Genomic DNA, 24,841 nt, shown 5'->3' on the forward strand with positions numbered 1-24,841 from the left:
GGGAGAGACGTTGCTGTTCATAGGAGATGACTGGGCGGAGGACCACCACGACGTCGAGCTCATGGACGCCTCCGGCCGCAGGCTGGCCAAGGCGAGGCTGCCCGAGGGCATCGCCGGCATCACCAGGCTCCACGCGATGATCGGCACGGCGCTCGGCGACGACATCGACGCCGACGCTGCTGCTGCTCAGGTGAAGATCGGTATCGAGACCGATCGGGGCCCGTGGGTGCAGGCGCTGGTCGCCGCCGGGTACACGGTGTACCCGGTCAACCCGTTGCAGGCGGCCCGCTACCGGGAACGTCTGGCGGTGTCCCGGGCCAAGAGCGACGCCGCCGACGCGCACATGCTGGCCGACATGGTGCGCACCGACTCGCACCAACTGAGCCCGATGGCCGGAGACTCGGCGGACGCCGAGGCGGTCAAGGTCGTCACCCGGATGCACAAGACGCTGATCTGGGAACGCACCCGTGCTGTGCAGCGGCTGCGGCACGCGCTGCGGGAGTACTTCCCTGCGGCGTTGGAGGCGTTCGAGGACCTCGACGCCGCTGACACCCTGCAACTCCTCGCGAAGGCCCCTGATCCGGCCAGCGCCGCCCGGCTGAGTATCAGCCAGATCAGCGCCGCTCTCAAACGGGCCCGGCGCCGTGACGTCGCGGCCAAGGCCGCGTCGATCCAGGCGGTGCTGCGTGCCGAGCACCTCGGCCAGCCGGCCGTGGTCACCACCGCCTACGCCGCGTCGGTGCGCGCCCTGGTCGCCCTGCTGGTCACTCTCAACGAGCAGGTCAAGGCCCTGCAAGGGCAGGTGGAGGACCATTTTGGCCGGCACCCGGACGCTGAGATCATCCTGTCCCAGCCCGGACTGGGTGCCGTCCTCGGCGCCCGGGTGCTCGCCGAGTTCGGTGACGACCACGACCGCTACGCCACCGCGAAGGCCCGGAAGAACTACGCCGCGACCAGCCCGATCACCCGCGCGTCCGGGAAGAAGAGGACCGTCGCGGCCCGGTTCGTCCACAACGACCGGCTCATCGACGCCCTGATGACCCAGGCGTTCTCCGCGTTGAAGGCCTCGCCGGGTGCCCGCGCCTACTACGACCGGCAACGTGCCCGCGGCGCCAGCTACAACGCCGCGCTGCGCCAACTCGCCAACCGGCTCGTCGGCATCCTGCACGGATGCCTGAAGACCGGCACCGTCTACGACGAGGCGACCGCGTGGTCGCATCACCTCAGCAAGGCTGCTGCTTGACATTCAAGCTCCTGGGATGTCTTTCGACGCTGGACCACCCGATCGAACATAGAGGAAAGAACACCGGCGCCACACCTCCGCTCTTCGGCGCTGGTTCCGAGGCCGTACGGACGATCAGCGCCAGATGCAGTGATGCTCGCCGATCGGCGATGTGGAATCGGGACAGGCGGTCGCCGGGTCAGCGGCGAAAGATGGTGATCGAGTGACCGACCTGGTCGATCGGCTCACTGCTGTCGATCAGCTCGCGCAACTCACCGCCGGTGGTCGCCACCCAGGTGTTGGACACCACCAGCAGTCCGCGTACCTCCTCAGGCGGCACCTCGCGCGGATCGGTGGCGGTGATGCCGTAGTACTCCGGCACGCCGGCGCCCTTGTAGGCCAGCCACACCCGCTCGTCCGGGTACCGCTGCCGCAGCCGGTCGGCCAACCGGCTCAGGTCCTGCCCCCAGTCCACGTTCGAGTCGTGCAGGTGGTGGTAGGTGCGCGCCGGGCCGCCGAACGCCTCGTTGGCGTACGGCAGGTAGAACGGGAACGCGCGGGCCGAACTTGCCGCGACCAGCGCGACCAGCACCACCGCGGCCGGCCGGGCGTACCGGGCGGCCGCGGCGGGCCACCGTACGGCGGTCACGGCCGCCGCCGCCACGGCCAGAAAGACCGGGACGACGATCGCGTACCGGACGCCGAGGTCGCGGGATCCGGTCATCGCGACGGCCAGCAGTACGCCGGCCGGCAGCAGCAGGTACCCGGCGGCCGGGCGCAGCCGGGGCACCGACAGCATCGCCACCGCGCCGACCAGCCACAGCACCAGCGCCCCGAGCGGCGTCTTCACCAGCAGCGCGGCCGGCAGGTAGTACCACCGGTGGCCGGAGTAGGGCTCACCGAACAGGTACCCGCCCCATTGCCAGTCCTCGAAGCCGAACTGAATCCGCATGCCGTCGCGGAACGACTCCGGAAACGGCAGCCAGTCGACCACGGTTCCGCGCAGCCCGCCGATCGCCGGCACCGAGCCGGAGGGCACCGTCTGCAGCCGTGGGTCGACGACGAGGTAGCTGGCCCACACGGTCAGCAACGCGAGGAGTCCGATCGCGGTCGCGGCCGCGCCGGTGACGACGTACCGCCGTGCCCGGGGTGAGGACGGGCGGGGCGGCCAGGCCGGCCGGGCGTGCCGGACCGACCAGGCGGCCAGCGCCAGCAGCACCGGCACCGCCGCCAACGCGCTCATCTTGGTGGCCAGTGCCGCGCCGAGCGCCAGGCCGGCCAACGGCAGGTAGAGCCACGGTCGCCGCCGCGCCCGCCACAGCAGCCAGACCGAGGTCAGCAGGAACCCGGCGGTGGGCACGTCGAGGGTGGCCAGCGAGCCGTGCGCGATCACGTCGGGCGTGAACGCGTACACCGCCAGGGCAATCAGGGCACCGGCCCGGCCGGTGATGTCGCGGGCGAACGCGAAGACCACCAACCCGAACGCCAGGGTCAGCAGAATCATCGGCACCCGGGCCAGTAGCAGCAGCCGGTCGGCGTCGTTGCCCGCTTCGTACAGCACGTGCCGCCCGAGGTCCGTCTGGTTGCCCTGGAAGGACGGCTCGATGTACGGGTCGGCGAACGCCAGGCCGGCCCCGATGATCAGTTTGCCCAGCGGCGGATGTTCCGGATTGACCTGCAGACCACCGCCCTGCAGGTAGAGCGCCGCCGCACCCACGTACACCGGCTCGTCGATGGTCGGCGCCTGCGCCACCGCAGTGGCGACCATCGCGAACGCCATCTGCCCCAGCAGCAACGCCACGACCAGCGGATACCACCAACGCCGGTGCCGTCGCAGCCAGCCGGGCCGATCCGAGTTCTCCGTCACCGTGGCCGGCTGGTCATCCGGGGTAACGGGTACATCCCGGTCGAGGGCTCCCGACCTGCGAAAAAGACTCACGGGCCGGCAGCCTACCCGTCACCCGACTACGATCGTCACCTCGCTTGGATGATGCCCCCGGGGGAAGGACGGACGACGGTGGCCCGGGGTAGCTGAAGCCGGCTACCTACCGAGGATCGCAAAGACTCCGGGGCCGAGTCGGGAGGCCGGCACGGTTCGATCGGAGTTCGGACGCCCTTAGCCATTTCCGCTCCGGCGAGCGGAACCGCCGCCGGCTCACCTGCCGGCGGCGGTTCCGCCTGCGATGCGGACCGTAGTGAGTAGACCGAGCAGGGGTGTTCAGGTGACCCGGGCGCCCCTGCCGGACACGGCCGTCCTCAGATCAAGTGCGTGTTGGGCTCCAGCCCGCACAGCACGCGCCCGTACAGCTCGAGGTTCGTGTCCGGGTGCACGACGCCATGCAGACTGATCGTCTGGACATCACGCTCAATGCGTTGCATCGGCTTGTCCGAATAGATGGACGACCCACCGCTGGCGGTGTTAAGGATCTCCACCGCCTCTTTTGCAAGTTGGGTGGACACACCCAACTCCATGCGCGCGAGGGCACGCTCCTGAATGCTCCAGGACTCGCCATTGCGGACCTTGCTGTCCACTCGCTCGGCGGCGCGGCGCACATGGAACTCGGCCTCGTCGATTTTCATTGCGGCCCGAGCCACCTGCAGATGAGTGAGAGCGGATTCGGCCTGGTGTTCGTTGCTGGTGTAGGCGATCTTCCGGCTCGGTAGTTGCTCGAAGAAGGCGTCTCGCGCAGCCTTGGCCATGCCCAACGGGACAGCGGCGGCGCCAGCTGCAGTAATTGGAGAGAAAGGCGCCCTCCACATCAGTGAACCGGCATTCAGCCTGGAACGATGCTGGTTCTGCATCACCAAGGGGGCGATCGGCAGAATGCGCCCCTCGGGGACGAACAGGTCCGCCACGATGGTCGTCACGCTACCCGTACCGCGCAGACCCACGGTGTGCCAGTCGTCGACGATCGTCATGTCCGAGGTGGGCACGGCGAGCATCGCCGGAGCGGGCTCGCCGTCTGCACCGGCCAGTACGGCCGAGTGGATGAACCACTGGCTGTGCAGCACACCGGTGCTGAACGCCCACCTGCCGTTGAGGACGGCACCACCCTCGACCGGGGTGGCGACACCGTTCGGGCTGACGCTGCTGCCGATGAGGACGTCGGGGTCGGCGAAGATCTCGTCCTGCGTCTCGTCCGGCAACAGGCCGGCCAACCATGAGCTAATCGTCATCGTGCTCACTGCCCACCCGACGGAGCCGTCGCCGCGGGCAAGCTCGGAGATCACGTCGCAGACGGCGCCCACAGAGGACTCGAAGCCGCCGTAGCGGATCGGTACCCGCATCTTCATCAGCCCAGCATCGGCGATCGCCTGGAGCACCTCCTCGTGCAGGACCCGGTTCTCCTCCTGCCACGTTGCGTACCTGCGGATTAGCGGTACCAGCTCAGTTGCCCGGTGGACGAGCTCGGCGCTCGTCGGCGCCTCGATAGCCGTCATCAATACTCCCAACAGGATGCGAGGAAGGAACATTGCCCCTCCAAGCTGGGCGCCGATTAATTACCGGCATTAACAACTTTGACATGCTGTTACATTAGCCAACTTCTCTCAAGTTGCCGAGTTTACACTGCATCCGCATGGCCCATTAACCACAGTTTCGATAGCCGAACAGAAGACACTCCAAAGACGGAACTCGCACCATTTCTGCGGAGTGGAGGATCATTGAATGCCTTTGCCGTACGCAGAACCCGGAATGTTGTCGCAGGTCCGGGTGATGTCGGCAGACTGCCGATGATCGCATCACGGCTCAGTTCGACATCGCCCTGATCGGCCAGCGACGCCAGCGTCTGCGCCGGGCCAACCATGGACAACCAGATCCTGCGGGACCTGTTCGACGGGGTCGCCCGGGCCAGCGAGGTCCTCGTGGCTGGCCGACTGGGTCGAGCCGGAGCGCAACCACCGGCACGTCTCCCAGTCTGCCCGATCATCGGCAGCCGGGCCAGCGACAGCACCTGGTCGGCGTCGTTGCCCGCCTCGTACAGCACGTGCCGGCCAAGGTCCGACTGGTTGCCCCGGAAACCGGGGTCGATGCGGGGCTCGGCGAACATCAGACCCGCCCCGATGATTAGCTTGCCGAGCGGCGGATGTTCCGGGTTGACCTGCAGACCGCCGCCCTGCAGGTACAGCGCGGCCGCGCCCACGTACACCGGCTCGTCGATGGTCGGTGCCTGCGCCAGGGCGGTGGTGACCATCGCGAACGCCATCTGGCCCAGCAGCACGACCACGACCAGCGGTTACCACCAGCGCCGGTGCCGCCGCAGCCAACTTGGCCGCCGCTGCGGGTCCTGCGCCGCCGGGGTCGGAGGGTCATCCGGGACGTGGGGTGCATCCCGGTCGAGGACTCCCGGCTTACGCAAATGAATCACGGGCAGCGAGCCTACCGTCAGCCGCCGATCGCCAGCGCCGCCTACTCTGCCGGACGACCTGGTCTGGTTCGGTACGTCATCGATCCGATCGGCCAGCGCAGGAACATCCGCTCCTCGCCGTCGACGGTCCGGCGGTCCAGCAGTTCGGCGCCGAGCAGCAGGTACGGGCGCAGCCGCCGACGGGTGCAGGTGGCGTAGGCGACGTCGAAGCCGCGCGACGCCAGGTCGCGGTAGCCGACGTCGCGGATGAACCCGGTGTACGTGGCACGGGTCCAAGTGCGCCCGCCACCGGCGTGCATGACGTTGAGGATCTCGCAGACCCGACCACCGGCACGGCCCGCGTCCGGTGACATGGGCGGGCTGAACCCGAAGGAGGCGGACTGCAACCCGCGTTCGACGGCGACGCTGACCGCCATGGCCCCGATCAGCCGGCCGGTGGGCTGCCGCCAGCAGTAGACGACCTGGTCCTGGTACGGGATCCGGGTCCGCAGCCGTCGCCCGGTGTCGTCCCACTCCCAGATCAGCCGGACCAGCCGGTTGTCGGTCAGGCCGACGTAGGCCCGGTAGAAGTCCCCTTCGTACTCGGCGACCTGTGCCGGGTCGGCCGGGTCGAGCACGCCGTAGAAGGTGCCGTCGCCCGCAGCGAGGGCGTTCATGCCGGACCCACCAGTTCGACGTTCATGAGCAGCCCGTGCCGGAGATACTGGGTGACCGCCGGTGCCGCCTCGACCGGATGCCCGTCGACCGGTGTCAGCCGCACCCGCTGCCCGGCGACCGCCAGCACCGTCAGCATCTCGGTGATCGCGAAGTTCGTGCCGATGCACTTGCGCTGCCCGGCGGCGAACGGCAGGTAGGCGCGCCGCTGGTCGGTGGTCAGCCGGCCCGGCGCGAAGCGGTGCGGGCAGAAGGAGTCCGGCTCCGGCCAGTACTGCGGCATCCGGTGCAGGGTGTGCAGCGGGATCACGAGGTTGTCGCCCTGGTGGATCCGCCGGCCGTCGATGTCGTCGTCGGCGGTGGCGGTGCGGGTGAGGGTGTAGACCGGCGGGTAGAGCCGCATCGACTCCTGGATCACCTGCCGGGTGTAGTCCAGGGTGCCCAGGTCGTCGTAGGTCGGGGCCCGTCCGCCGAGCACCCGGGCCAGTTCCTCACGGAACCGGCCCGCGATCTCGTCGTCGTGTTGGCCGAGCAGGTGCCAGGTCCAGGCCAGCGCGGTCCCGGTCGTCTCGAAGCCGGCGAAGAACAGGGTGACGACCTGGTCGCGCAGTTCCCGGCGGCGCCGGCCGGCCTGTTCGCCGTAGGCGCGGATCAGATCGCTCAGGATGTCGGGGTACCGGTCGGTGTCGGCCAGCCGTTCCTCGATCCGCTCCGCCACGAAGTCGTCCACCGCCCGCAGATGGCGGGCGAACCGGCGGTGCAGCCGGGTGGGGAACCACAGTGGCACCGTCACCGGGCTGATGTTGCGGCGGACCACCACTTCCAACCCGACCCGTACGGTGTCGACGAAGTCGTTGGCGGTCGTCTTCGGATCGTGGCTGAACAGCGCCACGGCCATGACCCGCATGGCCAGGGTCTGCATGTCGCTGAACACGTCGACCGGTTCGCCCCGCTCGCGGGCGCGGTCCCAGCCGTCGACGACCTCGGTCACCAGGGTGGCGGTGATCTCGACGACGCGTTCGAGCAGCGCCCGGTTGAACACCGGCTGGGTCAGCGTCCGCTGCCGCCGCCACATCTCGCCGTCACTGCAGATCAGTCCCTGGCCGATGATCAGCGACAGGTTGTCGTGCTGCAGGCTGCGACCGTAGCCGGGCAGGTTCCCGATGAACACCCGCTGGTTGGCGTCCGCATCGGCCAGCAGCGTGAAGACCCGGTGCAGTACGCGGTACCGGACGAATCCGTCGTGGTCGGCGACCAGTCGCTTCTGCACGCCCAGCAGGTCGGTACGCAGGGCGCTGAGCCGCAGCCGCAGCGGCGGGTGGTCACTTCGCGGCACTGTCTTCGCCTCCCTGCAGTGTGAGGGTCTCGGTGACGAACGTGTCGTCGAGACCGGCGGCGTTCTCGATCAGCCCGGCCAACGTCTCGCCGAACCGGGCTCCGGGTGCACCGTCGACGATGTCGTGGTCGACCGTGACGGTGGCGCTGAGGGTCTTACGGGGCGCGGCGGCACCGTCGATCCACCGCACCTTGTCGAACATTCCGCCGACGATGAGCGTGCTGGTCAGGAACGAGATCGAGATCCCCCAGGACGGGCGCGGGCTGATGAAGGAGCCGACATTGGACAGTCCGACGGTGCCCCACTGACGTTTGACCCGGGCCGGGTCGCGCCGCATCCACCACCAGAGCGCCCGCCGGGCCGGGCGCGGCAGCCGCAGGAGCTGGCGGCGTCGACGGACCCCTTCGTCGTCGTACAGGTCGGTACGGGCAGCGGCGCGCATCTCGTGGTTGACCTGCGCCAGACTCTTGCGGTTCGCGGCCCGGACCACGTAGATGACCGGTACCAGCGATCCGTCGGGCTTGCGCTTCTCCAGCAGTGTGTTGACGTCCACATCGTCGAAGACGACCAGCTTGCGACGGCCCTTGCGGAAGGCGTGCAGCATCTTGTGTTCGTCGACCGCGTGACCGAGGCAGTAAACCAGAAAGGCGGTGAACGACAGCCCGTCGGGCACCTGGGCCCGGTAGTGCGCGACCAACTCCATCGGGCGGGACACGTCGAACTCCACCATGCCGTGCGCCATGTGGGTTCGGTGACCGACGCTCAGCGCGTCAACCACGAGTTCCCGGATACGCGGCCAGGGCAGTTCCTGGAACGGAGCAGCATTCATCGTGGCTTGTCTCTATCGTTCGGTGGACGGTTCGGGTGGCAGGTCCGTCGTCCGGTTGCGGCGCTCGAAAGTGTGCAGGAAGTCGACCAGCCGTTCGACCGACTCGACGGTCACCGCATTGAACAGGCTGGCCCGGCAGCCACCCACCGAGCGGTGCCCGGCCAGCCCGGCGATACCGGCCTGCTGCGCCTCGGCCAGGAACTCCGCCAGCAGCTGCGGGGTGGGCAGGTCGAACACCACGTTCATCAGCGAGCGCGACGCCGGGTCGACGGTGGTGCGGTAGAACGGGACGCCGTCCAGGTAGTCGTAGAGGATCTGCGCCTTGCGTCGGTTGATCCCGCCCATGCTGGCCAGCCCGCCGATTTCGTCGGCCAACCAGCCCAGCATCAACCAGGTGACGTAGATGGCGAAGGTCGGCGGGGTGTGGAAGTTCGACCCGTGTCGTCGGTGCACCCGGTAGTCGAGCACCGCCGGCAGCTCACCGACGATGCCGTCCAGCATGCACCGACGCGCGACCACGACGGTCACTCCGGCGACGCCGATGTTCTTCTGCGCGTGGGCGTAGACGACGTCGTACGCCGCCGGGTCGAAGGTGTCGGACATCAGGTCGGAGCTCATGTCCGCGATCACCGGCACCGCGACGGCGGGTGCCTGGTGGAACTGGGTGCCCTCCACCGTGTTGTTGGTGACCAGGTGCAGGTAGCGGGCGTCCGGCCGGGGCCGGATCGAGCCGTCCGGTGGAACGTAGGTGTGGTCCCGGTCGGCGGAGGAGGCCACTACCGCCACGTCGCGTCCGAGGGTCCGTGGCTCACGGATCGCCTTGGCTGCCCAGTACCCGGTGTCGACGTAGTCGACCGGGTCACCGGGTGCCGAGAAGTTCATCGGGACCATTGCGAACTGGAGCGATCCGCCACCCTGCAGCAGCAGAACGTCGGACTCGTCGCCGAGGCCCAGCAGGCGACGGACCCGTTCGGTCGTGTCGGCCAGGAGGAACTCGACCTCGGGTGCCCGGTGGCTGATCTCCATCACGCTCATCCCGGTGCCCTGGAAGTCGTCGAGTTCGACGCGGATGCGTTCCATGACGCTGCGGGGCAGGCCGGTAGGTCCCGCGTAGAAGTTGAGAACCGCACGGTCCATCGACACTGCTGCCACCTCACCACCGCCCCCGCCCGGTCGGGCTGCGCCAAGATCGTCGCACAGTCGCTCCACCCGATGTCTGAGGCGGTGCTGAGGGAAAAATGAGGATTCCCTGGTGGGCTCCGGCCGTCCAGCGGCGGAGTACGGGTCGGCGGTAGCGTCCGAATTGTCCCGCGACGGCGACATGCTCGCCGCCATGCAGGCCGCGATGCACGGCCTCAGCTCCGAACGGACCAGCAAACAGCGGGTCGTCGTGCGTGGCTCCGGCAACGTACCGACCAGCTCCCGGCTGTCGCTGCCCAGCTACACCGTGCTGGACGTGTGCGGCACCATCAACGTGACCGGCTCCGGCTCCGGTGACATGGCCCTCGGTGTACCCGCGGCACCACCGATGTCAAGGTGCAGAACCTGCGGCTGTCCGGCGGGCTCGGCATCCGCATCGACAACCACGGCGACGACCGCGCGGTCAAGGTGCGCAACGGTCATCGCCAGCGGCGGCGGACGCGGCATCTTCTGCTTGTCCGAAAGCGGCGGGCGGGCCCGCAGCGAGTTTCCCGATCTCCCCCGGGATCACCTTCCAGAACCTGACCGTCACCAACATCGAATCGTGCAGAGCCCCTGCGGCGGTGCCAACAACGTCATCCGCAACGTCACCCGGGTCAACTTGTCGTTGAGCTGGTGCTGACCCTGGCCAGCTGATGTCGGCGTCCAATCCGGGCGTCGACCGGACGCCGACGCCACCCGCCGCCGCGCCACCCGGCAATCCGGCGCGGCGGCGGCTCTCAGAAGGCTCTGAATTTCCCGCCGCATGCTGTTGACGCAGATCCATGAAACGTCAGCTTCGACGCACCGGGAGGAACGAGCATGGTGTCGGCAAGAGCAGGAGTGCTGTTGACAGCGCTGCTGGCCCTGGTCCCAGCGGCACCCGGGGCGGCCGCCGCGCCACCGGAGGCGACTGTGCACGCCGTCGGCGGCGCCACCGCCGTGGCGGACTCGTACATCGTCGTCCTCGCCGACACGGCGGCCGGCGGCGCCGCCGACACCGCCAGCGGGGTCGAACGCACCGTGTCCGCGCTCGCCGACCGGTACCGGGGTGACGTCGCCCAGGTCTACCGGCACGCGCTGCGTGGCTTCGAGGTCCGGCTCCCACAGCGCCAGGCCCGCCGCCTGGCCGCCGACCCCCGGGTGGCCTCGGTGACGCAGAACCACACCGTGACGGCGGCGGACGTGCAGACGCCGGTGCCGTCCTGGGGCCTCGACCGGATCGACCAGCGGACCGGACCGCTCGACGACGCGTACGCCTATCCGGACGTCGCGCCGGTCGTGCGGGCCTACATCATCGACACCGGCATGCGACTGACCCACCACGAGTTCACCGGACGGGTCCGTTCCGGGCGGGACACCATCGACAGCGACGACGACGCCAGCGACTGTCGCGGGCACGGCACGCACGTCGCCGGCACGGTCGGCGGCACCACCTACGGGGTGGCCAAGAACGTGGAGCTGGTCGCCGTACGGGTGCTCAACTGCAACGGCGAAGGCAACGTCGCCACCGTGATCGGCGGCATCGACTGGGTCACCGCCGACCACGACCCGGGCGAGCCGGCGGTGGCCAACATGAGCCTCGGCGGTTTCTCCTACACGCCGATGGACCAGGCCGTGGCCCGGTCCGTCGCCGACGGCATCACCTACGTCGTGGCGGCCGGCAACGACGGCACCGACGCCTGCACCAGGTCCCCGGCCAGGGTGCCGGAGGCTATCACCGTCGGTGCCACCGGTCCCGACGACGCCCGCGCCCCGTTCTCCAACGTGGGCGGCTGTGTCGACATCTTCGCCCCGGGCGTCGACATCGTCTCGGCCGGTCTTGACAGCGACACCGCCGCCGTGCCGGCCAGCGGCACCTCGATGGCCGCCCCACACGTCACCGGCGCCGCCGCGCTGATCCTCGCGGACCACCCCGACTACACCCCGGCGCAGGTCACCGCCGAGCTCCTCGCCGAGGCCACGCCCGGGGTGGTGACCAACCCCGGCACCGGCTCACCGGACCGGCTGCTCTACGTCGACGACGTCACCGCCGACGACGACTTCAGCCTGACCGCCGGGCCGGCGAGCGCGACCACGCCGGCCGGGGGCACCGTCACCACCACCGTCACGGCGACGGTCACCGCCGGCGCGGCGCAGTCCGTCGGTCTCAGCGCGGTCGGGCTGCCGCGGGGCGCAAGCGCCACCTTCACCCCGGCCACGATCGGCTCGGCAGGCAGCACCACGCTGACCATCAGCACCGCGGCCCTCACCAGCGCCGGCACGTACCCGGTGGTGATCCTCGGCACCGGTACGGCCGCCACCCGGACGACCAGCTTCACCCTGACCGTCGATGCGCTGCCGGGCTGCGCCGCCGTCAACGACACCGACACGGCGCTGCCGTTCAGCGGAGCCGTCGACATCCCCATCACCATCACCGGCTGCGCGGGCAACGCGGCCAGCAACAGCACCATCGAGGTACGCATCGAGCACACCGCCATCCACGACCTGCAGGTGGAGCTGTTCGCCCCGGACGGCACCCGTTACTTCCTGCTGGTCCGCACCGGCAGCGGAGCAGGCCCCGACGTCGACCACACCTTCACCTACGACCTGTCGGACAAGGTGGCCAACGGGACGTGGCGCCTGCAGGTGCGCGACGCCGGCCCGCAGGGCACCGGATTCTTCGACTCCTGGGCGTTGAACCTCGCCGGGGCCGACCTGCCGGTGCCGGTGTGCGGCGGTGTGGCGACCGCCGACGTGCCGATCGCCGACCATGACGTCGCCGAGAGCCCGATCACGGTGACCGGGTGCGACCATGCACCGGGCCGCAGCGCCTGGGTGGACGTACGCGTGGTGCACCCGTGGTCCCGGGACCTCAGCTACCAGCTCGTCGCGCCGAACGGGCAGGTGTTCACCCTGCAGGGCGTCAACGGCATGGGTCTGCCGAACATGTTCCGGACCTTCGTCGTCGACCCGTCCGGGCAACCCGCGAACGGCACCTGGAAGCTGCGGGTCGAGGACCACTACTGGGGGGTGTCCGGGCCGGCGTACATCGACAGCTGGCGGCTCAGCTTCTGACCCGGCCGATGACGGAAGGTACGCGGCTGTTGGACACCACCGGCAGGCCGCGTACCTTCTCGGGCGGCGGCCGGTCAGAGTTCGTCGGTGGTGATCAGGCCGTCCTGCAGGGCGCGGGCGACGAGGGCGGCCTTGGTGGGCGCTTCCCGGCCGACGTTGGCGTACTTGACGCGGACCCGTGGTCACGGTCGTGGTGGTAGTGGTGGCGTTGACCAGGGGCGGCGGACCCACCGCCGAGTTCGAGCAGGCCGCCGAGCAGTTCCACAGCCGCTACGAGCCGTTGGCGGACGCTGTTGAGGCCGGCCGGGTTCTGATGGTGAACCCGGCCGGCTTCTTCTCGAAAGGCCCGATGGAGTCCATCCTGGATGACCTGCGGCCCAGGACCGAGGCCGTCACAGCTGAACGCGAACAGCGTTGCGCCAGGCGTTGGGCGGTTCCTAGCGGTCGACGGTGTCCGGCTGCTGCTGGGATGCCGCCCACGAGGCGAGCAGCCGTAGCGCGTCCGCGGACGGGCTGCCCGGCTCGGCCGCGTAGATCGTCAAAGTCAGTCCGGGCTCGGCGGCCATCTCCAGCCCTTCGTAGGCGAGGGTCAGCTCACCGACGACGTGGTGCCGGTACGTCCTTGTGCCGGTGCCGTGGTGGCGGACGTCGTGCGCGCCCCACCGGGTGCGGAAGCCGGCGCTGCGGGTGGACAGCTCCCCGACCAGGTCGTGCAGGTCCTTGTCATGCGGATCGCGGCCGGCCTCGGTGCGCAGGATAGCGACCACGATGTCGGCCGCCGTCTCCCAGCCGGGGTAGAAGTCCCGGGCTGCCGGGTCGAGGAAGGTGAACCGGGCCAGGTTCGGTGGCCGCGGTGGCTGCGCGTACACCTGGTCGTAGAAGGCGCGGGCCAGCTGGTTGCCGGCGAGCAGGTCCATCCGGCCGTTACGCACGAACGCCGGCCCTTCGGTGACGGCGTCGAGGGTCCACTGCAGGCTCGGGTGCGGGGTCCACTGCCGGGTGCGGCGACGCCGGGGCCGCATCAGGGTCCTGCTGCCCTCGGCGGCGCGGGCCAGGTCGAACAGGTGGGCCCGTTCGGCGTCGTCGAGCTGCAAGGCACGGGCGATCGCGTCGAGCACGCTGGTCGACACCCCGGCCAGCGCGCCGCGTTCCAGCTTGGCGTAGTACTCGATGCTCACCCCGGACAGCGCGGCGACCTCGGCCCTGCGCAGCCCGGGGACGCGGCGGTTGGTGCCGGCGGGCAGCCCGGCCCGCTCGGGGCTGATCTTGGCGCGGCGCGAGACGAGGAACTCGCGGACCTCGGTGCGGTTGTCCACGTCACCGACGGTACGTCGGGCCGCCCGCCGGTGGGGTGCCCTGCCGGTACACCTCTCGACAGGCACTCCCCGACCGGCCGGAAACCGGGTTGGCTGGGCAGTGCCGGTCCCCTCGCGGCGGACCGCCGCGAGGACCGGCCCGACCATCCGTGTTCGGGTGAAGGAGTACGCACCATGCTCGGAACCGTCCTGCACGCCCCCGCTGACGTCCGGGTGGAGCAGCGGGAGCAGCCGACGATTGTCGCCCCGACCGACGCGATCATCCGGTTGGCCGCGACCTGCGTCTGCGGGTCCGACCTGTGGCCGTACCGGGGAATCGAGAAGATCGCCGGGCCGCAGCCGATGGGCCACGAGTACGTCGGCTACGTCGAGGAGGTCGGCGGCGAGGTCCGCACCGTACGGCCGGGGCAGTTCGTCGTCGGCTCGTTCTTCGCCTCCGACAACACCTGCGATATCTGCCGGGCCGGCTACCACACGCACTGCGTCAACCGGGAGTTCGCCACCCCCACCGGCTCGCAGGCCCAGTACGCCCGGATCCCGCTGGCCGACGGCACCCTCGTCGCCACCGCCGACGCCCCGGACGCCGACCTGGTCCCGAGCCTGCTCGCCGCCTCCGACGTGTTGGGCACCGGCTGGTTCGGCGCGGTCGCCGCCCAGGCCGGGCCGGGCCGGACGGTGGCCGTCGTCGGTGACGGCGCCGTAGGCCTGCTCGGCGTCCTGGCCGCCAAGCAGCTCGGCGCGGAGCGGATCATCGCGATGAGCCGGCACACCTCCCGGCAGAAGATCGCCCTGGAGTACGGCGCGACCGATATCGTCACCGAACGTGGTGACGAGGGTGTCGCCCGGGTCAGGGAGCTCACCGGCGGCCTCGGCGCGCACTCGGTCATCGAGGCCGTCGGCACCCAGGAGTCGATGCTCCAGGCGATCCGCTCCACCCGGGCCGGCGGGCACGTCGGCTACGTCGGCGTCGCCCACGGCGTGCAGCTGCCCGGCATGGAGCTGTTCTTCTCCGGCGTACACCTGCACGGCGGTCCCGCCCCGGTACGCCGCTTCCTGCCCGACCTGGTCGACCTGATCCTGCGCCGGGAGATCGATCCGGGCAGGGTCTTCGACCTGACCCTGCCCCTCGACCGGGCCGCCGACGCCTACCGGGCGATGGACGAACGCCGCGCCATCAAAGTTCTGCTCCGGCCCTGACCCGGCTGACGCTGCGGCGGCGGGTCGGCAGCCGCAGGGTCGGGTTGGCGACGCTCCAGGCGGCACCCTTGCAGACCAGCTCCTTGTAGACGGCGGCGAGCCGCCCGGTCAGCACCGCCGGCCTGGCCCGGTCGTCGGCGGTGACGTACTGGATCAGGCCCTCGCGGCGGCCCAGCGAGATGCACTGGTTGAAGTAGCGCAAGGGCGTGTTCGGCAGTTTCCCGCCGGTCATCCGGGCCGCGACCGCGTCGGCGGCCTGCCAGGCGGTCGGTATTCCCGAGGCGCACGACATCCGTAGTGGCCTGTCCCCGGGGCCGATCACCCAGGCCGCGTCGCCGACCGCGTACACGTTCGGATGCGAGACCGAACGCATGGTTTCGTCGACCACGATCTGGCCGCTGTCGGCGAGCGTCAATCCGGTGTTACGGGCGATCGGGTGGACGGCGAACCCGGCGGTCCAGACGGTGACCGCGGCCGGGACGGCACCGCCGTCGGCGGTGGTGACCCGGTCGGCGGCGACGCCGGTGACGGCGGTGTGCTCGTGCACGGTGATGTCGAGCCCGGCGAGGACCTTGCGCAGATGCGCGCGGCCCTTCGGCGAGAGGGTGCCGCCGAGGCCGTCGCGCACGGCGAGGGCGACGTCGAGGTCGGGGCGGGCCTCGGCGATCTCGGTCGCGGCTTCCAGGCCGGTCAGTCCGCCGCCGACCACGATGACGGGTTGCCCGGCGGCAAGGCCGGCAAGGCGCTGCCGCAGCCGCAGCGCGCCGGGCCGGCTGGCGATCTCGGCGGCGTGTTCGGCGACGCCGGGGACGGCTCCCGGGTTCCAGCCGCTGCCGAGGGCGTAGACGAGGGTGTCGTAGCCGAGCACGTCGGTGCCGCCGGTGCCGTTGCCGGCGGCCGTGTCGCCGTCGCTGGCGGTGACCGTGACGGTTCCGGCGTCGACGTCGACACCGGTGACCTTCGCGATCCGCAGCTCGACGCCGGTGCCGGCGAACATCTCCCGCAGCGGTCGCGGCTTGAGGTCCTGGCCGGTCGCCAACTGGTGCATCCGGACGCGTTCGACGAAGTCGGTCTCGGCGTTGACGACGGTGATGGCGACGTTTCCGGGGTCGAGCCGCCGAGCGAGGCGGCCGGCGGCGCTGGCTCCGGCGTATCCGGCGCCGAGGACGATGATGCGGTGCCGCATGTCCTGCTCCTGTCTGTCTGCACGGGGTGTGACACCACCTGAACCGGGCAGCCCGGCGTTTGCTGACGCGACAGCGGCGTGAAGCACCTCACACGGTGCGGTCAGAAGGCGGTGAACAGCGGTTCCCCGTGGTCGGCGGCGGCCCAGGACGCGGTGGCCCGGTGCAGCTTGTCGGGGTTGACCTGGCTGCGGATCACGGCGACACCCTCGGCGGTGACCTGCAGACACATGACGCCGATGACCCGACCGTCGACGACGACCACGACTGCGGGGCCACCGTTGGCGGTCCACGCGTAGACCGCTGGCGAGCCACCGAGCAGCGCACGCTTGGCCGCACCCGGGGTGAACAGGCCGCGCAGGAACTTCGCGACCGCGACGGCCCCGACGACCGGCGTCGCACGGGCCGGGACGTGACCGCCGCCGTCACCGATCGACACGGCGTCGCCGGTGAGCAGGCGTACCAGTGGTTCGATCCGACCGCTGGTGGCGGCGGCCAGGAACTCTTCGACGACCCGCCGGGCGGCGACCCGGTCGACCTCGGTACGGGCCCGGCCGGCGGCGAGGTGCTGCCGGGCCCGGTGCAGGAGCTGCTGGCTGGCGGCTTCGGAGACGCCGAGGATGCCGGCGATGTCGCGGTGCGGGTAGTCGAACGCCTCGCGCAGGACGTACACGGCCCGCTCCTGCGGGGTCAGCCGCTCCATCAGGGCGAGGACGGCGTACGAGACGGATTCGCGCTGCTCGGCGGTGTCGGCCGGGCCGAGCATCGGGTCGCCGGCGAGCAGCGGCTCGGGCAGCCACTGCCCGACGTACGTCTCGCGGCGGGCCCGCGCGGAGGTCAGCTGGTTGAGGCACAGGTTGGTGAGGACCTTCGTCAGCCACGCCTCGGGGATGTCGATCCGGTCGACGTCGGCGGCCTGCCAGCGCAGGAACGTCTCCTGCACGGCGTCCTCGGCCTCGCTGGCGGAGCCGAGCAGGCGGTAGGCGATCGCCGCCAGGCGCGGCCTGGCCGCCTCGAACCGGTCGACGTCGTCCGCCGTCAGCGCCATGGACTCGATGCTATGTCTGGCCGTCGACCCGGCGTTAGACTCGCCGGCCATGGGTCTGCTCACCTTCAGCATCAACCTCACCCTGGACGGTTGCGTCGACCACCAGGAAGGAATCGCTGACGATGAGACGCACGCCCTGTTCACCCGGCTCATGGACGAGAGCGGGGCGATGCTGTGGGGCCGCGTCACCTACGAGATGATGGAGAGCTACTGGCCGGCCGTCGCCCGCGGCGACCAGGAGGCGCCGCCGGCCATCCGCGAGTGGGCGGTGAAGCTGGAGGCCAAACCCAAGTACGTGGTGTCGTCGACGCGTACCGACTTCCCGTGGACCAACAGCCACCACATCGCCGGTGATCTGCGCGAGGGCGTGCAGAAGCTCAAGGACGCGACCCCGGCCGGGGTGCTGCTCGGCAGCGGCACGCTCGCGACCGGGCTCGACCGGCTGGGCCTGATCGACGAGTACCAGCTGCTCGTCCATCCCAGGATCGCCGGCCACGGCCCGACCCTGTACGAGGGCGGGCTGCCCGGCACCCGCCAGCTCGAACTGCTGTCGGCGGAGCCGCTGCGCAACGGCGCGATGGCCATGCATTACCGCCGCACGCGCTGAGTCACCGGGTACGGGTACGGATACGGTCAGCAGAACTCGACCGGGTCACCGGAGCGGATGACGCCGGCCTCCAGCGGCCGGGCGTACACCCCGGCACACGGCAGAACGCCGACGTCCGCCAGTCGCAGACGGTTGTGCCGGCTCAGCACCTGCAGCAGCGCGACATCCGGCTGGCCGTCACCATGGCGCAGCGCCGGTACCACGCATCGTGGGGTCGCGGTCGTCATCAGCTGCAGGGGCGCGAAGTCGAAGAAGGTGCCGGGTGGAGAGCCGGCAGCCAGTGTGGAACTGCCGGTCTGCGCGCGTGACAGGTCGTCGTCGGTGCGTACCTGGTCCGGGTCCATCCGTTCGATGCTCGCGCCCGGCGCGGCCCGGTCGAGCAGGCGCACGTCCCGGCCCAGCAGCGTGGACAGCGCCGGATCGCGGTGGCCGGTCACCCGTCACGGTCTCGGTCGTACCGTCCGCCATGGTCAGCCGGACCGCCGGGGTGCCGGTGGTGCCGGGGGGCGTCAGCGTGGACCGTACGGTGAGCATGTCCCGCCACAGGCGCGGGTTCTTGGCGCTGGCCACCTTGCCGGTGAGACAGTCGAGCACGGCGAAGGCCCGGTCACCGTCGACGCCGGCCTCGTCCACGTACGCCTGGTCCAGATCCTCTCCCAGCATCGACTTCACCGGGTAGCGCGACAGCTGCCGGACCTTGCCTACCCGACGATCGTGACGCATGCCAAGGAACCTAGCCGAGGATCTGACGCTGTCGGTCAGCTGTTCGTGAGGTTGGTGACAAGGGTGCGCAGCCAGGGCTGCGCGAGTGCGTGGTCGCGTCCCACGGCGCGGGCGACGGCGTGCCGGCCGGCCCGACTGCGTCCGTACGCCACCAGCGCGGCGGCCTCGGCGAGGGCCTGTCGGGTGCGTTCGTCGCGGCCGGGTCCGGCGGCTTCGGCCATCCACCGGTCGGGGTACAGCGAGCGGGTCAGCTTCACCTGGTGGTCGCCGAAGTACGACCAGACCCATGGATGCTCAACGGACGCCGCCGCCACCGGCTCCCGGACCTGACCGCCGGCCGCTGGAACGACAGCGGCAGCCGATGAAGTCGCTGCACGCCGACGGGTCCGGCGAGGACTCCGCCGAGCAGGTCGAACATCGAGTCCAACGATCTGCCGACGAAGTACAGGTCACCGTTTCCGCTGCGGGCCAGCACCTTCCCGGTGCAGGTGACGAGCTCATCGAGGAACCACAGGTCCGGCGGCGCGGCACCGTCGAGCATCGTTCCGAGTTGGTCCGGTGTGACCAGGTCCCACCGGAACGGCACACTCTCCTGCCAGGTCTGCACTACCAGGTGAAGCCGACCGTGAACGGGGTGTTGACCGGGCTGCCAGCGCTGTTTAGGCAGGTCACGCCGACCTTCATGTCGGTGGTGCCGACCGGATGCCAGTACTGCACGTGGCAGTGTGCGTCCTGATAGCCGAGCGCGTACGCCACGGCGTGCCCGGAGTAGTCGATGATCTGCGGGAAGACCATCTCGTACCGTCCGGTGCCGGTGCGGGTGACGGCGTAGTCGCCGCTCACCGAGCTGTCGTTGGTCCAGGTGATCGCCGGTGCCGGCCCACCCGACGGGTACGTGTCGTCGACCGTCGCCAGCGCCGTCGGGGCGATCTGCTGCAGCAGGTTGTGGATCGTCCAGGTGATGGTGAACCGGGAGTCGACGAAGGCTCCGGAGGCGTCCCGGCACCGCACCCGGGCGATCCCGTCGGCCAGGTACGAGTCCACCTTGCACTTCACGGCCGCCGAGGTGTAGGCGGTGATCTGGTAGAACGTGGTCTGGGTCCGGGCGGCCGAGGCGGGCAGCTCCACCGCGTACGAGCCGGGCGCGTCCCGTGCCACCCACGGGGTGACGCCGCCGGCGTCGTAGCGGTACCAGGCGCTCGGGGTGTACATCGGCGAGGTCGGATTGTTGGACCAGAGGTACGACACGCCGTCGGCGGCGAGCGTGGAGCCGCTGGCCTCGACGAAGTTCGCCACGAAGTACGTGTCCTGCCGGGCACCGCCGGCCCCAAAGCAGTACACGTTGACCAGCAGATCGGCACCGGACGGGTACCAGGAGCCCACGGTGCAGAACCGGGCCGCCGCGCCGTACGCCTGGGCGTGGGCCACTCCCCCGCCGCCGGTCACCAGCGAGCCGAGCCCACCGAACCGCACCTGGTATGCGCCGGCACCGGACCGGGTCACGGTGATCGGCCCGCCGCCGGGATTCTTGGCGTACGAGTAGTAGGTGCGGCCGCCGGAGGTCCACATCGGCACCGTGTAGCTGGCGGCGGTGGGGTTGCTGGCCCACACGTAGCTGGTGACGGCCGGGGTGACGGCCGCCGCAGCCGGTACAGCCGCCGTGACGGTGGCGGCCGCGCCGACCGCCGCGGCACCGAGGACGGTCGCGATTCGTCGGAGAAGCCCACTGATCATGGCCCCGACGCTAACCACCGCCGTCAACCGTCCGCGCCGGTCACCTCGCGTCCCGGGTGACCGGCTGACCCAACGGACCGATTCCGATCAGCCCACTGCGGTGACGATGTCGGCGACCTGCTGGGGCATGGACAGGAAGGGCGTGTGGGACGCGTCGAGCGCCTCGACGGACGTCGGGTTGTCGGGGAACGCGGCGTCCGCGTCGACGATGAACTTCTGCTGGAGCGCGGGCCTGATCGCCATGTCCTGGGCGCAGGTGACGTAGGTGCGGGGGACGGAGCCCCAGCCGGACCGGGTCAGGGCGGTGGCGCCGAGCGCGATACCGGCCGGCGCGTCGGGGGTCAGCAGTGCGATGGCCGCGTCGGCAGAGTCTGGATCGATGTCGCCGAAGAACACGCTTCGAAGCTGCTGACGGTAGCCGGGCTCGACGGACCCGACGTCCAGCCTGAGCGCACCGACCGCGACGGGGTCCGCGCACAGCGACGGCCCGATGAGTTCGCCGGCGTTCTCCGGCATGTCGATGTAGGCGATCGCCGGTAGGCCCGACGCCGGCATGAACGCCGTCAGGTATACGGCATGGGCGACCAGCTCGGGTGCCTGCTCGGCCACCCGGGTCAGCACCGTGCCGCCCATGCTGTGCGCCACGACCGTCACCGGGCCGCCCCGGCCGACCTGCTTGAGCTGCGCGACGAGCAGGTCCCCGGCCTGGTCGAGGTCGACGGCGGCCACCGGGGAGACCTCGGTGGCGATCGCCTGCGGGTCGAACGGGCGCGCGTAGACCGAACGGGGCCGCCGGGCCCGCAGGCCGTGCCCGGCCATGTCCACTGCGACACTGGCCCGGCCGGCTGCCGCGACGCAGGCGGTGACTTCACTCCAGCACCAGGAGCCGTGCCAGTATCCGTGCAGGAACAACAACGGTGTCGACGAACTCATAGGAATCCCTTTGTGAGGCGCGCTCAGCTGATCGGTGGAACCGCCGGGCCAGGGGTGTCGACGACCCGCCGTGAGCGTACTCTTCCGTACGACGCCTCCGCAGACGAACCGAGCCCCCTGCTCACAGCCGAACTGCCAGCCGCCGCAGCCGGCACTGCGGGCGTGACTACACGGCCGCGCCGACTCCCCGCAGCACCGAGGACGGTCGCGATCCGTCGGGAAAGCCCACTGATCATGCGCCGACGCGAACCACCGGCGTCGTCCGTGCGCGCCACGTCGCGTCCCGCCAAACCAATAGGTCTGTCGCGCAACGACTACAACGCCGACTCGTCGAGGATGCGGCGCATGGACCCGAGGGGAAGCTGCGGGTTGGCGGCGGCTTCGTCGACGACCTCGGGATCAGCATCGGCGAGCAACTGCTCCAACAGGGCCGGGGTGGCATGGGCGTGCCGCGCCGCTCCGCGCCGGATGAATGCCTCGGAGTCGGCGGCAAGCCGTTCCAGCACCGCTGTCGGCAGGTCAGGATCCTCAAGGGCGATGTACCGGATATGAGGGTCCGGATCGTCGGCGAAGGCCCGCAGCCGGTGGCGTGGAAAGTTCGGGTGCTCGACGATCGGCGGCCGGATATGGAACATCGCGCCACCCGTACGCACGAGTCGTTCAAGGACGGCGGCGGGGGCGTCCGGCCGGGCGGCGGCGTACCGGCGCACCCGCAGGTCCGGGTCGTTGTCGAGCCGTTCCCAGGCGGCGTCCGGCAGGTCACGGCAGCTCGCCAGCACCCGACGGAACGGCGGATGCGGACAGTCCAGGTACGCCAGCCGCTCGGTAATCGGCACCTCACGGAGCCAGCCCGGTTCGTCGAAGTTCCAGCACAACGCAACGTAGGCGGCGATGCTGCCAGCGTCGGCCTCGGCCGCCACCGGCGCGAACAGCCGGTCTCTCGTGTCGGCGTCGATGTGCCGGCTGTACGCGACCGCCACCCGCACCTGCGGATCGTCCATCTCGATCAGCAGCTCGACCGCCCCGGCAGGCAGCTCAGGATTGGCTGCCACCGCCCGACACGCTTCGAGATCCCCACTGCTGATCAGGTCGGTCGCCTGCTTGACGGTCAACGGCACATAGCGCGCGACGTTGACCCGGGTAGCCGGGTCAGTGAGGCACCTCTCCCGCCATTCGACGGGTACCCCCGGATGGCGGCGCAGGGTCGCCGCAGCACGTACCGATGGGTCGGGGTCGGCGAGCAGCCGCAGCTGCACCGCGAGTGGCCGATCAGCCCAGGTGTCCGCGACCGCCGCCCGGAGCTTCGGATCCGGCGAGTCGACCAAGCTGGACCGGCTCTCCTCGAAGGTCTCCTCAAGCGACTCGATGCCCAGCGACGAGTTCAGGTCCACCAGGTCCCGGACGAAGTTGGCGTACGCGTGCCGGATGGCAGGATCAGGATGCTCGGCGATCACGTTCCGCATCCGGATGGAGATGCGCTCGCCGTTGAGGTGGATGGCCGACTCGCTGCCGCCATGCTCCAGCAGAGCTTCCACGACGGCGTCTGCCAGCCGACCTCGCCGCAGCGATATCCCGTGGCGGCCGGCAGCATGGGCTGCCAGGCGTACCAGGAGATCGTCCGGGGTCGCCGGGTTCCTCCCCAGCCCGGACAGCTGGGGATGCCTCACGTTCGTCACGACGCCACGGTAGGTGCACGTGTCCGTCCCACGCGGCCTGGCATCAGGCGGGGTTGGGGCAGCTGCACCGAAGCCCCGGTTCACGTTCGTCGGTGAGTCGATGCCGGATGGCGTGGGCGTGACGGCCGACCTGTCGCAGCTGGTCGGCGGTCAGGCGGCGGGCCGCCCAGATCAGCTCGGCGACCTCGGCCGCGTCCGGGTGCGTCGGCTGGTCGACCCCGGCCAGGTCGATTCCGGTCAGCGCGCTGAGGTCGTCCCAAGGAACGTCGAGGAACGCGGCGAACCCGGCCAGCAGCTCGGGTGTCAACACCTTCTCGGCACCGCCGATCAAGCCGATCGTCGACCCCGACAGCGCCGGACCGTTGCCGATGCCGAACAGGTACTTGGCTGAGCCGTGCAGATTCAGGTTCCGGTTGTGCAGCAGGCGCACCACCAGGCCACCAGCACCGCACCGGCGTCGGTGGCGCGGTGGCACCGCTGGCGGCGAGGCCGGACGGGGTTGCTGCGGCATCGCGCGTACGAGCTGGTGCAGTTCCGGTACGGCACCCGGCAGGTACGTCAGCGACCAGGCCAGCCAACCGAGCGCGCTCGACGCGGTGGCGTCCAGCGGGGTGAGGTCGTCCGGCACCGGCTGACCGGCGATCACGAACAGGTCGCTCCGATGCAGGCCGAGGGCGGGGCCGAGCCGGCGCAGCAGCGACGGGTCCGGCTAGCCGGGGCATCAGCGTGATCCAACCGTGTCCGGCCCGCGCCGGCAAGGTGCACTCTCGACTGTCAGCCGGTCGGCCCATTCCGGGCTGCGCCGCCCGCCGAGCAAGATGACCGGGTGAAGGCGTTCGTGGGGGTCACCGACGGCGAGTGGCGCAGCTTCCTCGCCGCCCGACCGCAGATCAACGAGGTCAACTTCTGGCGGCCGGGCGGCGGCAGCTTCAAGGTCCTGACCCCCGGCGAGCCGTTCTTCTTCAAGAGCCGCTACCCGCACAATCGGATCGTCGGCGGCGGCTTCTTCAGCGGCTTCGCGAAGCTGCGGCTCTCGGAAGCGTGGGGGCTGTTCGGGGAGGCCAACGGCGCGGGTTCCCTGGCCGACATGGCCCGCGACATCGGCAAGTACCGCAGGGATCCGATCGGCCCCGGCGAGGACCCGGTCATCGGCTGCATCTTCATCCGCGACACGGTCTTCTTCCCCGAGGGCCGTCAGCCGGAGCCCCCGCCGGAGTTCTCGCCGAACCTCACCCAGGGCAAGACGTACGACCTGTCGTCGGGCACACACTTCGACTACTTCGAGCAGTTGACGAAACTCCTGCTCGGCGGCGAGGTCCGCGTCGATCCGGAGGGTGCCTGGCACCGGCCGGGTCCGGTGTTCGGCGACTCCCGGCTCCGGCCGCAGCGCCTCGGGCAGCAGTCGTTCAAGGCGGTCGTCCTTGACACGTACTCCCGGCGCTGCGCGATCACCGACAGCAAGCTGCGGCCGGCGCTGCAGGCCGCGCACATCCGCCCGGTGGCCGCCGGCGGCGAGCACCGCATCGACAACGGCATGCTGCTGCGGGCCGACGTACACATTCTCTTCGACCAGGGCTACCTGGGCGTCGACCCGAAGTACCGGCTGCTGGTCAGCCGACGCCTGCGCGACGACTTCGGCAACGGCGAGCAGTTCTACGCCCGCGCCGGCACCCAGATCGCCGTACCCGAGCAGAAGGCCCGCCGCCCCGACCACGACCTGCTGGAATGGCACACTGACACGGTCTTCCAGCACTGAAGCTCAGGCCCGGAGGCCAGTCG

At 70.3% G+C, this 24,841-nt stretch carries 23 protein-coding genes and 1 pseudogene; 6 read left to right on the top strand and 18 right to left on the bottom strand.

Translation table 11 applies throughout. The annotated features are described in order from the left end of the window. Nucleotides 1–10: 10 nt before the first annotated feature. Nucleotides 11–1,243, top strand: a complete 1,233-nt coding sequence (locus O7610_RS10210) for an IS110 family RNA-guided transposase (RefSeq protein WP_281551456.1) — start codon at nt 11–13, stop codon at nt 1,241–1,243. A gap of 178 nt (nt 1,244–1,421) precedes the next feature. Here the strand turns inward: O7610_RS10210 and O7610_RS10215 are convergent, their stop codons facing one another. From O7610_RS10215 to serC, 7 genes are all read right to left on the bottom strand, one after another. Continuing rightward, the gene (locus O7610_RS10215) at nt 1,422–3,161 is read right to left on the bottom strand and encodes a phospholipid carrier-dependent glycosyltransferase (RefSeq protein ID WP_289213127.1); all 1,740 of its coding nucleotides are present in this window, start codon (nt 3,159–3,161) and stop codon (nt 1,422–1,424) included. A gap of 317 nt (nt 3,162–3,478) precedes the next feature. Further along, nucleotides 3,479–4,663 carry an acyl-CoA dehydrogenase family protein gene (locus O7610_RS10220; protein ID WP_281550505.1) on the bottom strand — a complete coding sequence of 395 codons (1,185 nt, stop codon included), beginning with the start codon at nt 4,661–4,663 and terminating at the stop codon, nt 3,479–3,481. Nucleotides 4,664–4,785: 122 nt separating this feature from the next. Next, complete coding sequence (locus O7610_RS10225) at nt 4,786–5,448, bottom strand: hypothetical protein (RefSeq protein WP_281550506.1); 663 nt, start codon at nt 5,446–5,448, stop codon at nt 4,786–4,788. Nucleotides 5,449–5,630: 182 nt separating this feature from the next. Further along, a complete protein-coding gene (locus tag O7610_RS10230) occupies nt 5,631–6,245 on the bottom strand; it encodes a hypothetical protein (RefSeq protein WP_281550507.1) in 615 nt (204 codons plus the stop codon). Further along, a complete protein-coding gene (locus O7610_RS10235; RefSeq protein ID WP_289213128.1) occupies nt 6,242–7,579 on the bottom strand; it encodes a cytochrome P450 in 1,338 nt (445 codons plus the stop codon). The genes O7610_RS10230 and O7610_RS10235 overlap by 4 nt, the downstream gene beginning before the upstream one ends. Continuing rightward, nucleotides 7,566–8,408: a 2-oxo acid dehydrogenase subunit E2 gene (locus O7610_RS10240; RefSeq protein ID WP_289213129.1), complete on the bottom strand. Its 843-nt coding sequence runs from the start codon at nt 8,406–8,408 to the stop codon at nt 7,566–7,568. Before O7610_RS10240 ends, O7610_RS10235 begins: the two co-directional genes overlap by 14 nt. Before the next feature lie 12 nt (nt 8,409–8,420). Beyond that, nucleotides 8,421–9,545, bottom strand: a complete 1,125-nt coding sequence (gene serC, locus O7610_RS10245; protein ID WP_289213130.1) for a 3-phosphoserine/phosphohydroxythreonine transaminase — start codon at nt 9,543–9,545, stop codon at nt 8,421–8,423. Nucleotides 9,546–9,660: 115 nt separating this feature from the next. On the opposite strand from serC, the gene O7610_RS10250 reads away from it, so the two are divergent. Next, entirely contained in the window at nt 9,661–10,230 is a 570-nt protein-coding gene (locus tag O7610_RS10250) for a hypothetical protein (protein WP_289213131.1), read from the top strand. A 200-nt stretch (nt 10,231–10,430) separates the two neighbouring features. Then, nucleotides 10,431–12,644: a S8 family serine peptidase gene (locus tag O7610_RS10255; RefSeq protein WP_502959105.1), complete on the top strand. Its 2,214-nt coding sequence runs from the start codon at nt 10,431–10,433 to the stop codon at nt 12,642–12,644. 437 nt (nt 12,645–13,081) lie between these two features. On the opposite strand, the gene O7610_RS10260 is transcribed toward O7610_RS10255, so the two are convergent. Then, a complete protein-coding gene (locus tag O7610_RS10260; RefSeq protein ID WP_289213133.1) occupies nt 13,082–13,960 on the bottom strand; it encodes a helix-turn-helix transcriptional regulator in 879 nt (292 codons plus the stop codon). 174 nt (nt 13,961–14,134) lie between these two features. Between O7610_RS10260 and O7610_RS10265 the strand changes: the two genes are divergently transcribed. Then, a complete protein-coding gene (locus tag O7610_RS10265; protein WP_289213134.1) occupies nt 14,135–15,157 on the top strand; it encodes a zinc-dependent alcohol dehydrogenase family protein in 1,023 nt (340 codons plus the stop codon). On the opposite strand, the gene O7610_RS10270 is transcribed toward O7610_RS10265, so the two are convergent. Both O7610_RS10270 and O7610_RS10275 read right to left on the bottom strand, forming a co-directional pair. After that, nucleotides 15,135–16,343: an NAD(P)/FAD-dependent oxidoreductase gene (locus tag O7610_RS10270; RefSeq protein ID WP_289213135.1), complete on the bottom strand. Its 1,209-nt coding sequence runs from the start codon at nt 16,341–16,343 to the stop codon at nt 15,135–15,137. The genes O7610_RS10265 and O7610_RS10270 overlap by 23 nt on opposite strands. A 101-nt stretch (nt 16,344–16,444) precedes the next feature. Beyond that, entirely contained in the window at nt 16,445–17,389 is a 945-nt protein-coding gene (locus O7610_RS10275; RefSeq protein WP_289213136.1) for an RNA polymerase sigma-70 factor, read from the bottom strand. Nucleotides 17,390–17,438: 49 nt separating this feature from the next. Here O7610_RS10275 and O7610_RS10280 point away from each other — a divergent pair, with 49 nt between their 5' ends. After that, complete coding sequence (locus O7610_RS10280) at nt 17,439–17,996, top strand: dihydrofolate reductase family protein (protein ID WP_289213137.1); 558 nt, start codon at nt 17,439–17,441, stop codon at nt 17,994–17,996. Nucleotides 17,997–18,022: 26 nt separating this feature from the next. On the opposite strand, the gene O7610_RS10285 is transcribed toward O7610_RS10280, so the two are convergent. The 8 genes and pseudogenes from O7610_RS10285 to O7610_RS10315 form a co-directional block, all read right to left on the bottom strand. Beyond that, the gene (locus tag O7610_RS10285; protein WP_289213138.1) at nt 18,023–18,433 is read right to left on the bottom strand and encodes a hypothetical protein; all 411 of its coding nucleotides are present in this window, start codon (nt 18,431–18,433) and stop codon (nt 18,023–18,025) included. Nucleotides 18,434–18,533: 100 nt separating this feature from the next. Continuing rightward, nucleotides 18,534–18,719, bottom strand: a pseudogene (locus tag O7610_RS30620) (MOSC N-terminal beta barrel domain-containing protein); the annotation flags it as partial. A 35-nt stretch (nt 18,720–18,754) separates the two neighbouring features. After that, the gene (locus O7610_RS10290; RefSeq protein WP_289213139.1) at nt 18,755–18,976 is read right to left on the bottom strand and encodes a hypothetical protein; all 222 of its coding nucleotides are present in this window, start codon (nt 18,974–18,976) and stop codon (nt 18,755–18,757) included. After that, on the bottom strand, nt 18,973–19,305 hold the full coding sequence (locus tag O7610_RS10295) for a hypothetical protein (RefSeq protein WP_289213140.1): 333 nt from the start codon (nt 19,303–19,305) through the stop codon (nt 18,973–18,975). Before O7610_RS10295 ends, O7610_RS10290 begins: the two co-directional genes overlap by 4 nt. A 20-nt stretch (nt 19,306–19,325) precedes the next feature. Next, entirely contained in the window at nt 19,326–20,453 is a 1,128-nt protein-coding gene (locus O7610_RS10300; protein WP_289213141.1) for a hypothetical protein, read from the bottom strand. An 87-nt stretch (nt 20,454–20,540) separates the two neighbouring features. Then, nucleotides 20,541–21,386 carry an alpha/beta fold hydrolase gene (locus O7610_RS10305; protein WP_281550518.1) on the bottom strand — a complete coding sequence of 282 codons (846 nt, stop codon included), beginning with the start codon at nt 21,384–21,386 and terminating at the stop codon, nt 20,541–20,543. 314 nt (nt 21,387–21,700) lie between these two features. Beyond that, entirely contained in the window at nt 21,701–23,062 is a 1,362-nt protein-coding gene (locus O7610_RS10310; protein WP_289213142.1) for a hypothetical protein, read from the bottom strand. 43 nt (nt 23,063–23,105) lie between these two features. Further along, a complete protein-coding gene (locus O7610_RS10315) occupies nt 23,106–23,708 on the bottom strand; it encodes an XRE family transcriptional regulator (protein WP_289213143.1) in 603 nt (200 codons plus the stop codon). Between the two features lie 180 nt (nt 23,709–23,888). Here O7610_RS10315 and O7610_RS10320 point away from each other — a divergent pair, with 180 nt between their 5' ends. Further along, a complete protein-coding gene (locus O7610_RS10320) occupies nt 23,889–24,818 on the top strand; it encodes an HNH endonuclease (protein ID WP_289213144.1) in 930 nt (309 codons plus the stop codon). The last annotated feature ends 23 nt before the right edge of the window (nt 24,819–24,841 follow it).

Source organism: Solwaraspora sp. WMMA2065, from assembly GCF_030345075.1.
GTDB lineage: Bacteria > Actinomycetota > Actinomycetes > Mycobacteriales > Micromonosporaceae > Micromonospora_E.

What these genes read in the sequence shown, in the direction of transcription:
- O7610_RS10220 (WP_281550505.1), bottom strand. Translation starts at nt 4,663, where the DNA reads ATGACGGCTATCGAGGCGCCGACGAGCGCCGAGCTCGTCCACCGGGCA.
- O7610_RS10230 (WP_281550507.1), bottom strand. Translation starts at nt 6,245, where the DNA reads ATGAACGCCCTCGCTGCGGGCGACGGCACCTTCTACGGCGTGCTCGAC.
- O7610_RS10240 (WP_289213129.1), bottom strand. Translation starts at nt 8,408, where the DNA reads ATGAATGCTGCTCCGTTCCAGGAACTGCCCTGGCCGCGTATCCGGGAA.
- serC (WP_289213130.1), bottom strand. Translation starts at nt 9,545, where the DNA reads ATGGACCGTGCGGTTCTCAACTTCTACGCGGGACCTACCGGCCTGCCC.
- O7610_RS10265 (WP_289213134.1), top strand. Translation starts at nt 14,135, where the DNA reads ATGCTCGGAACCGTCCTGCACGCCCCCGCTGACGTCCGGGTGGAGCAG.
- O7610_RS10270 (WP_289213135.1), bottom strand. Translation starts at nt 16,343, where the DNA reads ATGCGGCACCGCATCATCGTCCTCGGCGCCGGATACGCCGGAGCCAGC.
- O7610_RS10275 (WP_289213136.1), bottom strand. Translation starts at nt 17,389, where the DNA reads ATGGCGCTGACGGCGGACGACGTCGACCGGTTCGAGGCGGCCAGGCCG.
- O7610_RS10280 (WP_289213137.1), top strand. Translation starts at nt 17,439, where the DNA reads ATGGGTCTGCTCACCTTCAGCATCAACCTCACCCTGGACGGTTGCGTC.
- O7610_RS10300 (WP_289213141.1), bottom strand. Translation starts at nt 20,453, where the DNA reads ATGATCAGTGGGCTTCTCCGACGAATCGCGACCGTCCTCGGTGCCGCG.
- O7610_RS10305 (WP_281550518.1), bottom strand. Translation starts at nt 21,386, where the DNA reads ATGAGTTCGTCGACACCGTTGTTGTTCCTGCACGGATACTGGCACGGC.